The sequence below is a fragment of the Paenibacillus sp. FSL W8-1187 genome (assembly GCF_037965485.1).
Lineage (GTDB): Bacteria > Bacillota > Bacilli > Paenibacillales > Paenibacillaceae > Paenibacillus_O > Paenibacillus_O pasadenensis.
The window spans coordinates 385,507-398,276 of sequence record NZ_CP150181.1 but is presented as its reverse complement, the minus strand read 5'-3'; the positions used below and the strand labels follow the sequence as shown (position 1 = coordinate 398,276).

Here is a 12,770-nt window from a genome sequence, read left to right as displayed (position 1 = left end):
CTCGTGGAACGTTCGGAAACCGGCATCTGCAGGAGCAGTGAACCGATGCTTATGCCGGACCCATCCCCCGTTCCATTACGAATCGACCAGCTTCCGCATCAGCGTGGTTTCAGCCGCTCACATAATAAGGCGCCATGAACAGATACACGATGACGCCGGTGAAGCTGACGTACAGCCAGATCGGCATCGCCCAGCGCACGATGCGCTTATGCTTCTTCACCTGCATCGTCCAGCCCCAGACGAGCGAGAACAGCGCGAGCGGCACGATGACCGCGGCCAAGAAGCTGTGCGTGATGAGGATCGTGAAGTAGATCGGCCGCACGATGCCTTCGCCGCCGAACTTCGCCGTCTCGGGCGACAGGTAGTGGAACGTCAGGTACGTGACCAGGAACAGCAGCGTCGACGAGAACGCCGCTAGGATGAAGCCCTTGTGGAGCTTGATGTTCTTGCGCAGGATCGACACCAGCGCGGCCACGAGGAAGATGAACGTGAAGCTGTTCAGGATGGCGTTGATCCGCGGCAGGACGGTGATGTCCCAGCCGACGCTGCCTTTGTAGCCGATCGGCCCGAAGAACAGCGCCAGAATGATGACGTTCGCCACCAAGGAAATGCCGATGATCCAGGCCGTGAAATTGCGGCCGGATGTCGGCTGGATGGAATTCGGAGACTCGTTCAAGGCGGGTGGTCCTCCTTCTCGCATTGCCTGTTGATACTACCATTATAGGCAACGGCATGTCCTTCATGTGTGACAACACGTTGAATCTTGCCTATCTCGGCCGCCGCGGCGTCCCGCCGCAGCCGTCCGAAGCTCAGCCGGCCGTCATCGCCCAGCTGTCCATCGATTCGAAGCTTGAGCCGGCGGAGGCGTATGCGGCGAGCAGGCCGAGCTGCGACTCGAGCAGCTGACGGCTCTTGCGGGGGAGGCCGTGCAGCCGCGGCAGTTCCTCGGCCAGCTCTCCCAGCGCCAGATCGACCTCCCACCCTCCGTCCTGAAGGCCGCTTGCCGGAAGCGTCGCCTCCTCGTCCACGCTCCAACCGGCGCTGTGCGCGATTCGCCGGATGTCCGCCGGCGCGAGCAACGTGCGGACGTTGGCCTCGCTGTCCGTTTTGAAGCACTCGGCCTGCGCCTGCACGAGCACGGCGAGCAGATGCGGCAGCTGCCCGATCCGGCCGATGCGCGGGTCCCACTCGGCGAAGCAGAGCCGGCGGCCCCAGCGCCGCGCGCGGGCGAGCAGCCGCTCCAGCTGCTCGGGCGACTGCAGGTACCAGGAGCTGTGCGAGAAGACGATCTCGTCATAGGCATTTTCTCCGAAATCCACGTCGTCCTGCAGCACGTCGAGGCCGAACTCCATCCGCACCGGACCGCCGATCCGGGACTGCTGCAGCCTTGCCGCCGCTTCGCCGACGGTCATCGGCGCTCCGTAGCCGGGCGGCGCGATGTCGACCCCGCGCACGAGGCCGGACGGACCGACCCGGCAAGCGAGCACTGCGGTCGTGTCTCCTTGCCCGCATCCGATCTCCAGCACGCGAGCGCCTTGCCGGATGCCCCAGAACTCCGCCAGCCTCATGCGATGCGCGGTCTGGACCCGCTGCACCTCGGCCATCCTGCCCTCCAGCCCAAGGCTGTCCAGGATCGTTTCCAGCATGTCGTCCATTCCTTGTCCTCCTCGTCTCCGTTGCTGCCGCTGCATTTCCCCCAGCTTATCCTTTCCCGGTCCCCGACGCAATTCCCCGCGATTTCACCCCCTATTTCGTTGATTTCTCACCGTTCAGCGCCGAGCCGCCATCCGGTACAATGAAGGACAGGATCGAGGAGTCCGCGCCGACGGGGACAGCCGCGCGGCAGCGGAAGGCATAGGGGGCAACGTCAATGAAGACGACATGGACATGGATCGGCGAGCTCGGCGAGGTGGAAGCCGGACTGCGCGAGCTGGCGGACGAGCTGAAGCTGAAGATCGAGCTCGGCGAGGAAGGCAAGGCGGGAGGAGCCGAGGCGATCGGACGCGGGGAAAACATGGCTGGAGGAGCCGAGGCGATCGGACGCAGCGAGGCCGCGGACGATCGAGCGGCACGGGAAGCCGGCGGCCACAGTCGCGGCGACGGAACGACGGAGGCCGAGCGGGCCGTGACGGTCCGCGTCGAGCGGGGCGGCGAAGGGCTGGCGGCCGGCTATGCGGACGGACGGGCGTGGATTCGTTATGAGCGCAAGCATCAGTTTTTCCGCGCGTTCTCGCTGCTGCTGGAAAAAGGCGTCGACGGCCCGGCCTGGGAGCTGGCCGAGCAGCAGCGGATCGGGACGGTCGGACCGATGTTCGACCTGTCGCGCAACGGCGTGCTTACGCTCGACGCCTGGCGCAGCCTGCTGCGCCGCATGGCGCTCATGGGGCTGAACAGCGTCATGCTGTATATGGAGGACACGTACGAGATTCCGGGCGAGCCGTACTTCGGCTACATGCGCGGGCGCTACAGCGCGGAGGAGCTGCGGGCGATCGACGATTACGCGGATCTGTTCGGCATCGAGGCGTTCCCGAGCATCCAGACGCTCGCCCATCTGGAGGAGTTCCTCAAGTGGGAGCCGGTCAAAGGCTACAAGGACACCAAGGGCGCGCTGCTCGCCCAGGACGATCGCGTCCTGGAGCTGGTCGAGCGGATGATCGAGCGGGCGACGGCGCCGTTCCGCAGCCGCAAGATCCACATCGGCATGGACGAGGCGGAGGAGGTCGGGCGCGGCAAGCATCTGGACCTGCACGGCTTCGACGGCCGCTTCCCGATCATCGCGGGGCATCTGCAGGCCGTGCTGGACATCGTGCGCCGCCGCGGCCTGTCGCCGATGATGTGGAGCGACATGTTCCTCAAGCTCGCTTCCGCGAACGGGGAGGAGCATTTCGACCGGAACACGGTCATTCCCGAGGAGATGGCCCGCCAGATCCCGTCCGACGTCGACATGGTGTACTGGGACTACAACCACTTCGAGCCCGAGCACTACGAGGCGCAGCTCGGCAAGCACCGTCCGCTCGGCTGCCGCGTCGTGTTCGCGGGCGGCGTCTGGGTGTTCAACACGTTCGGCGTCAACTACGGCCTGTCGCTGGCGGCGACGGAAGCGGCGCTGCTCGCCTGCAAGGCCGAGGGAGTCGACGAGGTGTATGCGACGATGTGGGGCGACGACGGCATGGAGAGCAACCCGTTCATCGCGCTGCTCGGCCTGCAATACTACGCGGAGCAGGCGTACTGCGACGGCAGGCCGGAGTGGAGCCGGGTCGAGGCCCGGACGCTGGCCTGCACGGGCACCGAGGCGGCGGCGTTCCTGCTGCTGAACGGCCTCGACGAGACGCCGGGCGCGGAGCCGGGCAACCGCAAGCAGACGAACCCGTCCAAGTTTCTGCTGTACCAGGACGTGCTGCTCGGCCTGTTCGACCGCCAGATCGCCGGCCTGGAGCTGGATGCGCATTATGCGGAGCTGGAAGCGGAGATCGCCGCGTCGCGGCGGCCGGGCGCGGCGCTCGATCCGCTGTTCGAGGTGCCGGAGCGGCTATGCGGGGTGCTGCGCTGGAAAAGCCAGGCCGGCCTCCGGCTCAAGGCCGCCTACGACGCGGACGACCGCGCGGAGCTGGAGCGGCTCGCGTCGGAGCTGCTGCCGCGCATCGCCGAGGCGGTGCGGGCGCTGCGCGAGGCGCATCGCCGCCAGTGGCTGTCGATGTTCAAGCCGTTCGGCTGGGAGGTGCTCGACATCCGCTACGGCGGCGTGCTGACGCGCCTCGACACGGCGGCGCTGCGCCTGCGCGACTACCTGGACGGCCGCGCGGCGCGGCTCGAGGAGCTGGAGCAGGAGCGGCTCCCGTACAGCACCGTGAACCTGGAGCAGGGCGGCAGCCTCGGCTGGTGCAGCTACTACTACCGCATGGCCAGCCCGAACGTGTTCTACCACGTGCAGAATCCTTTCTGACGCGCATGGCGGAGGCACGCTCGCCGCGCTGACGGCGGATGCCGCGCATGGCGGCGGACGCGTATGACGGCGGACGCTCACACGAATGTCGCGCATGGCGGCGGACGCGCGCACGAATGCCGCGCATGGCGAGACTTGCCCGCAGCGCGTTGGTCCGCCCTAACCGTTTGCGACGATGCAAAAGCCCGTTCCTGCCTCGACGGCGGGGAACGGGCTTTTGCATCGCACATCTCCTCGCTAACGACGGCTGAGATGCTTAGAAGCCCCTTTTCCACGCCTCCAGAAAGCTAACGACGCGTCAGACGCTTACAGCAGCCAACAGCCTCTTTTTTGTCGGCAGTTCCGTCCCTTTGGCACCGCTAAGCCCACCACGCGTCGTTAAAATTCCTGGCCGCCCGATTTCGGCCTTCTAACGATCTGATTCGTCGCCAGACCCTCGGCAAGGGAGCGTTCCGACAGTCCGTACAGCCGATAGCGCAGCTTTCCGCTGACGATGCTCAGATAGCCTCCGTCGACCATCTTCCCGAGCAGCTTCCGAGTATGGGATTCGGATGTCCTCAGATGGCTGGACAGCTCCATCGCAGAGAAAGGCACCATCTGCCGAAACGCGAACCTCAGAATCTCCGCTTCTTGCCAGTCCAGCTCCCGGGATACGCTCATCGCCACAAATCGGCCGACGAAGGCGAGCACCAGCTGCTGGCAGCGCTTCGGCTCCTCCAGAATCGACGGATAGGCGACCGGGAGGACCACCCAGCTGTCTATCGCGAGATAGCTATGTCTCCAGCTCAAGTCCTTGAAACGACGCACGTCCAGATCCCGGGCGTGAGGACCGTACCCCTGGATCTCGAACGCGCCTCTTCCGCCGGCCGGGGGCAAGTAAGCCAGATCGATGTAGCGGCAGCCTCCCCCCATGTCGCGGACTTCCCACTCCGGGTGCAGGTGCTGGAACCCTCCGATGGCCGGGAACCATGCTCTGCGCAGAAACTCTACCGTGCCGTGCCCCAGTCCTTCTGCCAGCCGCTCCCTGCGGCGGACATTCTCCTCCCGTTCCACCACCTCCTCCAGCCATGCCGTATACGCTTGCTTGAAGTCTGCCACGCTCGTCTCCTCCTCGCCAGGTGCCGTTAAAAAAAGCGAACGCCGCCCCGCGCGCTCCCGAAGACGGGAACGAGCAGAGGCGGCGTGTGCTTCACGGCCTGGTCTGTGCTATAGATTTATCATATAGCTAGATTATAACGGGGTGGCGCGCGGCTTGGCAAGCGGCTGCCGCATCATGCGGCAGCGTCCCCGCTTCGCTCGGCAACGTCCCCGCTTCGCTCGGCAGCGTCCCCGCTTCGCTCGGCAGCGTCCCCGCTTCGCTCGGCAGCGTCCCGCTTTGCTCGGCAGCGTCACCGCTTCGCTCGGCAGCGTCGGTTGGCGGCTTGGCGAGCCGTACGGCCAGCCCGATCACGCTCGCCATCCTTTTGAGCCCGCGGCCGGCCCGCTACCAGCGGATGCTGCGCACGGCGGCGGCGAGCTCGCGCCGGCGCTCCGGAGCTTCGCCGGTCCACCGCTCCAGCTCGTCCAGCAGCGCGGAGCGGTTGGCAAAGCCCTTGGCCAGCCCGTTCAGCCGGCAAGCCAGCCGGGAGCTTTCCGCCTCCGCTTCGGACGGGAACAGGCCGAGCAGCTTTGTCCAGGCATCGGGGTAGCGCTTGAGGGAATGCTTCTGATGGCGCTCCTCCGCGGGGAAGAACCGCCCCAGCTCCCTGACCTCCGTATCCGGCTCCGGCAGTCCCGCCAAGCGCCGCTCCTCCAGCCAGCCCTCGATCGCCGCGAGCTGCTCCGGCTCGCTCCAATGAACGATGGACTGGTACTGGCGGCCCTTGTAGCCGTTCGTATTGGCCGGATCGTGATGCTCCCGGAACAGCCGCAGCAGCTCCTCGTACGAAACGGCCGCCGCGTCATAACGGACGAGCACCGTCTCCGAATGGTCTCCCATCTCGCGGTACGTCGGCGCCTCCGAGGAGCCGCCGGCATAGCCGGTCTGCGTGGCGAGCACGCCTTCCTGCGCGCCGAACAGCGCCTCGGGACTCCAGAAGCATCCCATCGAGAACGCCGCCGTTCTTTCCTTTCGCCCTGCCGCTGCCTTCGCCTCGGTTCCATTCATGCGCCTATCCGCTCCTTCCGCGCGCCGCGTCGCTTCTTCTTCATTATGCCCCGCCCGGCGGCCGCCTCCAAACGGCGGCGGCGGCGCTACGCAAACGGATTATAAAAGCGCGAGCCGTCCTCGAACGTCAGCCAGAACGACGCCGCCGCGAGCAGGACGACGAAGGCGATCGCCGCGATATCGGCGGCGCGCAGCGGCCGCGCGCTGTACCAGGTGCGCTTCGGCCCTTGGCCGAAGCCGCGCAGCTCCATCGCGGCGCTGACCGTCTCGATCCGCTGCACGCTCGTCAGGATGAGCGGCAGCAGGATGCCGACCATATGGCGCACTCGTTTGACCAGCTTCTCCTTGCGGGAGATGTCGAGGCCGCGCGCCTGCGCCGCGAAGCGGATGTTCTGGAAATCGCGCTGGATGTCGGGGATGTAGCGCATCGCGATCGACACCGAGCAGGCGATCCGGTAGCTGACGCCGACCCGGTTCAGCGACGAGGCGAACTCGCCGGGATCGGTCGTCAGGATGAACAGCAGCGCCATCGGGATGACGGCCAGGTACTTGAGCGCCACGTTGAGCTGGTAGAACAGCTGCTCCTCCGTCACCCACCAGCGGCCGACCAGGTGCAGCAGGTCGTGCCGGGTCCCGTAGATGCGGACGCCCTCCAGCGGCGAGAACAGGAAGATCGCGACATGGTTCATCAGGAAGAAGACGAGGATGAGCGCAAGCACGAACGAGAAGTCCCGGAAGCGGACGCGCGAGACGCGGAAGGCGATCAGGCCGAGCGCGAGCAGCACGAGCAGCACCCGGGTGTCGTAGGTGATCATGGCGGTGACGGACCAGACGGCGAAAACGACCAGCTTGGCCGCGCCCGTCAGCCGGTGGATCGGCGAGTCTTGTCCCGTATAGGCGATCAGCTTGGCCTTCATCGTCCTCTCCCCTCCCGGTCGCGGCGGATGAACCGCCCGACGAATTCCGCCGGCGCCCCGATGCCCGCGCGCTCGGCGAGCCGCTGCAGCGACGTCTCGCGCAGGCTCGCCCGGCGCACGAGCTCCGCATCAGTCAGGATCGTCGCGGGAGGCGCGTCCGCCAGCACCCGGCCGTCTCCGATGACGACGGTGCGCTCGGCGTACTCCATCATCAGATGCATGTCATGCGTGATGACGAGGATGCTTTTCCCCCGTTCCTTGAGCTGCAGCACGAACTCCATCATCTCGTTGTAATGGCGGTAGTCCTGCCCGGCCGTCGGCTCGTCCAGCAGCAGGATGTCGGGATCCAGCACGAGGATGGAGGCGATCGTCACCCGCTTCTTCTGGCCGTAGCTGAGCGCCGAGACCGGCCAGCTGCGGAAGGGATGGAGGCCGCAGATGCGCAGCGTCTCCAGCACCCGCTCCCGCGCCTCGTCCTCGGGCACGCCGCGCAGCCGCAGGCCGAGCGCGACCTCGTCGTAGAGCAGCGTCTTGGACAGCATGTGGTTCGGGTTCTGCATGACGAATCCGATCCGCTCCGAGCGTTCCTTGATCGTGTCGCCCGCCAGGTCGCGCCCCCGGTGGAGGATGCGCCCGGACGTCGGCCGGTAAAAGCCGCAGATGAGCCGCGCCAGCGTCGACTTGCCCGCTCCGTTATGCCCCGCGACGGCCAGCAGCTCGCCCTCGCCGAGCTGCAGCGACAGCCCGCTCAGCACCGCCGGTCCCTCGTCGTCATAGGCGAACTGCACGTCCTCCAGCTCCAGCACGGGCGAGCGGCGAGGCGGAGGCGGGTCGGACGGCGCCGCCTCATGCCAGTCGCGCAGCGGCTCGCGGATGCTGGCGAGCTCCAGCCGCTCGAGGCTCTCCGGATGCAGCTCCGGCGAGATCGCGCAGCCCGCATGCCGCAGCGCGGTCACATACAGCGGCTCGCGCAAGCCCGTCTCGGCCAGCAGCGGCGAGCTGAGCAGCTCCGCCGGCGGCAGGTCGGCCACGATCCGGCCGTCGGCGAAAACGACGATGCGGTCGACCGGGCGATGGAGCACCTCCTCCAGCCGATGCTCGACGATGACGATCGTCTTGCCCGTCTCGCGGTGGATGGCGTCGATCCGCTCCACCGCCTGCCGTCCGGCCTCGGGATCGAGGCTGGCCAGCGGCTCGTCGAACAGCAGCACCGGCGTGTCGCTGACGAGCACGCCCGCCATCGAGACGCGCTGCTTCTGGCCGCCCGACAGCGTCTGCGGCGAAGCGCCCAGATGCGCCTCCATGCCGACGGCGCGCGCGGCCCGCTCCACGCGCTCCCGCATCTCCGTCTGCGGCACGGCGCGGTTTTCCAGCTCGAAGGCGATGTCCTCGCCGACCGTCATGCCGACGAACTGCCCGTCGGAATCCTGCAGCACCGTGCCGATCAGCCTCGACAGCTCGAGGATGCCGAGTCCGGCCAGCTCCCGGCCGCAGACGCGCGCCCGGCCCGTCATCTCGCCGGAATGCACATGCGGCGCGAGGCCGTTCAGGCAGTGGGCGAGCGTGCTTTTGCCCGAGCCGGACGGACCGACGATGAGCACCTTCTCGCCGGCGGCGATCGTCAGGGTGATGTCATGCAGCGTCGGCTCCTGCTGGCTGCGGTACTGGAAGCCGAAGCCGTCCAGCTCGATGACCGGCGGCCCGTTGTCGGCGCGGGCTCCGGCAGCGCGGCCCGCCGCTGCCGGCGGCGCGGCCAGGCCGATGCCGCCCGCATGCGGAGCCGTCTCGTCCATGCGTTCGTTCATGATGATGTCCTCCTCTGAAAAAGCAGCGGAGCCGGCGCAGCGCGCCGGCCCCAAGCTTGTCTCGATTGATCTCGTGCCTGCAGGGCAATTACAGCTCGCGCGTCAGGCTGCCTTTTTTGGTGCGGGTCTTGGCGTAGGCCGCCAGCAGCAGCGAGCCGAGGACCGCGACCGTCACGATGTTGGACAGGCCGGCGACGAGCCCTTGCGTGAACACCTTGTTCACCGGTTCGGCGTAGATGACGATGTCCAGCACCGGCGCTACGACGAACCAGGCGGCCGCGTTCGCGATGATCTGGTACAGGTTGAAGCGGATCAGGTCTTTTTTGCCGAACTCCCCGTCCCGCACGTCGATCTTGCGCGCCGCCAGGCCGATGATCAGGCCGACCACCGCCGAGGCGATGATCCAGCTGAACCACGGGCCGAATGAAATCGCGTCCTTGATCGTGTGGCCGATGAGGCCGATCAGCAGGCCCGCGAGCGGTCCGTACAGCACCGCGAACAGCGCCAGCAGGGCGTAGGTCGTCTCGATGTTCGTGTCCGGTATGCCGGACGGAATCGAGCCGAACCTTCCCAGCACGACGAACAGCGCCGCGCCGATGCCGATGGCGACGACCTGCTCCACCGGCGAAGCTTTTCTTGCCATGATTGAATTCCTCCCCCGAATGATCCCCATGTAGCGTTGATGTAAGCAGATTATATATCGGAATAGTCGGGTATACAACGGGCAGTTGAAAATATCGCTTTATTTCGTCACCGCCACCGCTTGAACCGCGCTTCCGTCCGCCGGTACGACGATGGAAGCGACCTTTCTCTCGTTCCCGCTGTAGGGACCGGCCGAGCCGGAGACGACGAGATCATAGCGGCCCGGCGGAAGATGCAGCCGGCACTTCCCGTAGTGGACGGACAGCGAGAGCAGCAGGCTGCCCTGCGCGTCATAGAGCCCGCCGTAGCCGGACCAGAGGTCGGCGCGCTCTGCTTCCACGGAGACCGACACGTTGAACGCAGGCAGCCGCAGCTGGGATGGCACGGCCTTGCCCGCTGAAAGAGCGATCGTCTGATCGCTCAGCAGCCACGCTGCCGGACCGCTCGTGACGTTGCGCAGCCGATAAGCCCCGTCCGCCCGATCCACATATGCAGCAGGGCCGTTCCAATACAGCGGGAACTCCGGCTGCGCGTCCAGGCCGAGCAGATAGCTTCCATAAATCAGCGCGTTTCCTTGGTCGTCCAGGAAGGACAGCTCGGGAATCGCTGGCTTGGCTTGACTTGGGCGGAGCCACTTCGACAGGCCCTGCATGCGAGCCGTGCCTGCGGCGCTTCCCCGGTTCCCGACGGAGCGCTCGGGATCGGCTCCGCTCGCCAGCAGCAGCTGCGTCGCTTCGAAGCTTCCGCCAAACACCGCTTGGGCAAGCGGCGAGCCTACGTTCGGGTCGGCGCCATGCTGCAGCAGCAGCCGGACGAGCTCCGGGTCGATCTCGAAGAAGACGTCCTTGCCGTCGACGGTATAAGCGCCGCCCGAGCTCGCGATTTCCAGGAGGGAGCGTCCTGACACCGGCTCGATCGTGTTCGGATCCAGGCCATGCTCCAGCAGCAGCCGCAGCAGGCCGCTCTTGCCCGCTCTCTGAGACGGCTCGAGGAAGTCGGCGGCAAGCTGCGGATCGAACGTCGACCCGGCGGCGAGCAGAGCTTCGACCGCATCCATCCGAGCGAGGCGGATCGCCACATCCAGAGCCGTCGAGTCGCCGTAGCCATGTCCGCGCGCCAGCGGATCGGCTCCGCGCCGCAGCATCTCCTTGACCGTGGCCGCCTCTCCATCTCTGGCCGCATGAAACATCCGTTCCTCGAATTCCATCGCCTGGTAAGGGCTGTAGGAAAACGTCAGCTTTCCTGTCGCTTTCTCATAGGCGCTTTGATCCATTCCCAGCGTCTTCGCGGCCATGAGGACCGGAATATAGAGCGCGCCTTGGATCAGCTTCGGCGAATAGGGCAGTCGGACCGACTGGCCGTTCGCGACCGCTTTAGGCGATCCGACCGCTCCGTTTACCTGGATCGCCCCTTTTTTCAGCGTGATGGCGCCTTTCGAGAAGACCAGGCTGGCGCCGGCTCCTTTGGCGAACGCTTTGGCGGGCAGCATCATCTGGCCCGACAGCCAGATCGGCTCGATCTTGAGCTCGAAGCCGAGGGACGGCTTCGAACCATCGGCATGAGCCTGGGCTGCGGAAGCGGCCGGCAGCGAAGGATGGAGCGGGCATGCGGCTGCCAGCAGCAGCGCCGCGGCGCCCGCAAGCAGCAGCTTGCGGGCAGGAGGCAAGCAAAGGCGGGGCATCTTAGGCATGGACGGGACTCCTCGTCTGGTTCGATCTACCCATGGTTGTATCATGGCTGTCCGGCGTCTGTCTACGGCGGAATCGACTTTCGCGAATACGCGAAAAAGAAGCGGGGCTTGGCCCCGCTCCAGTCTGCCGCTCGGCGCAGGCGCATCCGCCCGCCGATCGTCGCTGCCGCCTCCGCAGACCTGCTTCCTCAGCCCTGCTTCCTCAGCCCTGCGCCTGATCCGGCCGCTTTCGCAGCCTATGCCTCCGCCGGCGTCCTCGCATCCACCGCTGCCCCCGCATTCGTCCGCACTTCCGCACGTCGGGCGGCGGCGTAACGGGTTTCCGGAACCGGCAAGCCGAGGTTGCCGCGAAGCGTATCCGCCTCATACTCGTGGCGGAACAGGCCGCGCGCCTGCAGGATCGGCACGACATGGTCGATGAAGTCCTCCAACGCCCGCGGCACGCTCGCGCCGATCATGAAGCCATCCGCCGCGTCCGCCTCAAACCACGCCTGTACGCGGTCCGCGACCTGCTCCGGCGTGCCGATGAACGGCGTCCGCGGCGTCGCCACCTGCAGCGCCGCCTCGCGCAGCGTCAGTCCCTGCTCGCGGGCCGTCGCCTTGATGCGGTCGGTCGTGCTGCGGAAGCTGTTCTGCCCGAGCTCCCCGAGATCCGGGAACGGAGCGTCAAGCTCGTACTGCGAGAAGTCATGATGCTCGAAGAAGCGGCCCAGATAAAGCAGCGCGTCCTCGGCCGAGACGAGCTCCGCCGTCTCGCGGTACTTGCGCTCGGCCTCCTCCTCCGTAGAGCCGACGATCGGCCCGATGCCCGGAAAGACGAGCAGGTCGTCCGGATTCCGGCCGAACGAGGCCGCGCGCCTTTTGACGTCCGCATAAAAAGCAGCCGCCTCCTCCAACGTATCGTGGCCGGCGAAAATCGCATCCGCCTCCCGAGCCGCGTAGTCCCGCCCGACCTCCGAGGCTCCCGCCTGGAACAGCACGGGATGCCCCTGCGGCGAGCGCGAGATGTTCAGCGGCCCCTTGACGGAGAAGAACTCGCCCTCGTGGTTCAGCTCATGCAGCCGGCTGCGGTCGAAGTAGATGCCCCGCTCCTTGTCTCGCGGAAACGCATCGTCCTCCCACGAGTCCCACAACCCGCGCACGACGTCCAGATGCTCCTTGGCGATGCGGTACCGCTCGTCATGCTGCGGATGCCGCTTCGGCCCGAAGTTGAGCGCCGAGCCCTCGAGCGGCGAGGTGACGATGTTCCAGCCGGCGCGGCCGCCGCTGATCTTGTCGAGCGAGCCGAACTGCCGGGCGACCGTGAACGGCTCGCTGTACGACGTCGAGAGCGTGCCGACGAGGCCGATCCGCTCGCTGGCGGCGGCGAGCGCGCTCAAAATCGTGATCGGCTCGAAGCGGTCGAGGAAGTGCGGAATCGACTTTTCGTTGATGTACAGACCGTCGGCGACGAACACGAGGTCGAACCGGCCCTCCTCCGCCTTGCGCGTCCACTCCCGGTACAGCTTGAAGTTCGTGCTCGCATCCGCCTGGATATCAGGATGCCTCCATAGCGACGTGCTGCTGCCGACGCCGTGGAGCATCGCTCCCAGGCGCAGCTGTTTGCGCTTGCCCATCTCGAATTCCC

The 12,770-nt window shown here is 66.6% G+C and carries 11 protein-coding genes; 1 reads left to right on the top strand and 10 read right to left on the bottom strand.

Annotated elements, in window-relative coordinates; genetic code table 11:
• Positions 1 to 109: 109 nt before the first annotated feature.
• Both NYE40_RS01870 and NYE40_RS01865 read right to left on the bottom strand, forming a co-directional pair.
• Positions 110 to 676, bottom strand: coding sequence for a DUF420 domain-containing protein (locus tag NYE40_RS01870; RefSeq protein WP_228551229.1), 567 nt, complete (start codon positions 674 to 676; stop codon positions 110 to 112).
• 133 nt (positions 677 to 809) lie between these two features.
• Positions 810 to 1,655, bottom strand: a complete 846-nt coding sequence (locus NYE40_RS01865; RefSeq protein ID WP_028599348.1) for a class I SAM-dependent methyltransferase — start codon at positions 1,653 to 1,655, stop codon at positions 810 to 812.
• Positions 1,656 to 1,870: 215 nt separating this feature from the next.
• On the opposite strand from NYE40_RS01865, the gene NYE40_RS01860 reads away from it, so the two are divergent.
• Positions 1,871 to 3,943, top strand: coding sequence for a beta-N-acetylhexosaminidase (locus tag NYE40_RS01860; protein WP_052333340.1), 2,073 nt, complete (start codon positions 1,871 to 1,873; stop codon positions 3,941 to 3,943).
• Positions 3,944 to 4,321: 378 nt separating this feature from the next.
• Here the strand turns inward: NYE40_RS01860 and NYE40_RS01855 are convergent, their stop codons facing one another.
• The 8 genes from NYE40_RS01855 to NYE40_RS01820 form a co-directional block, all read right to left on the bottom strand.
• Positions 4,322 to 5,041, bottom strand: a complete 720-nt coding sequence (locus NYE40_RS01855) for a transcriptional regulator (protein ID WP_240479036.1) — start codon at positions 5,039 to 5,041, stop codon at positions 4,322 to 4,324.
• A 127-nt stretch (positions 5,042 to 5,168) separates the two neighbouring features.
• On the bottom strand, positions 5,169 to 5,402 hold the full coding sequence (locus NYE40_RS01850) for a hypothetical protein (protein ID WP_339279217.1): 234 nt from the start codon (positions 5,400 to 5,402) through the stop codon (positions 5,169 to 5,171).
• A 24-nt stretch (positions 5,403 to 5,426) separates the two neighbouring features.
• Positions 5,427 to 6,089: a peptide-methionine (S)-S-oxide reductase gene (locus NYE40_RS01845; RefSeq protein WP_028599346.1), complete on the bottom strand. Its 663-nt coding sequence runs from the start codon at positions 6,087 to 6,089 to the stop codon at positions 5,427 to 5,429.
• Positions 6,090 to 6,175: 86 nt separating this feature from the next.
• The gene (locus NYE40_RS01840) at positions 6,176 to 7,006 is read right to left on the bottom strand and encodes an energy-coupling factor transporter transmembrane component T (protein ID WP_028599345.1); all 831 of its coding nucleotides are present in this window, start codon (positions 7,004 to 7,006) and stop codon (positions 6,176 to 6,178) included.
• Positions 7,003 to 8,811, bottom strand: coding sequence for an ABC transporter ATP-binding protein (locus NYE40_RS01835; RefSeq protein WP_240479035.1), 1,809 nt, complete (start codon positions 8,809 to 8,811; stop codon positions 7,003 to 7,005). Before NYE40_RS01835 ends, NYE40_RS01840 begins: the two co-directional genes overlap by 4 nt.
• Before the next feature lie 88 nt (positions 8,812 to 8,899).
• Positions 8,900 to 9,454 (bottom strand): ECF-type riboflavin transporter substrate-binding protein, encoded by a 555-nt coding sequence (locus NYE40_RS01830; protein ID WP_028599343.1) that lies wholly within the window; start codon positions 9,452 to 9,454, stop codon positions 8,900 to 8,902.
• Positions 9,455 to 9,553: 99 nt separating this feature from the next.
• The gene (locus NYE40_RS01825; protein ID WP_164820115.1) at positions 9,554 to 11,143 is read right to left on the bottom strand and encodes a stalk domain-containing protein; all 1,590 of its coding nucleotides are present in this window, start codon (positions 11,141 to 11,143) and stop codon (positions 9,554 to 9,556) included.
• A 236-nt stretch (positions 11,144 to 11,379) separates the two neighbouring features.
• Positions 11,380 to 12,759, bottom strand: coding sequence for an LLM class flavin-dependent oxidoreductase (locus NYE40_RS01820; protein WP_028599341.1), 1,380 nt, complete (start codon positions 12,757 to 12,759; stop codon positions 11,380 to 11,382).
• Between the last annotated feature and the right edge of the window lie 11 nt (positions 12,760 to 12,770).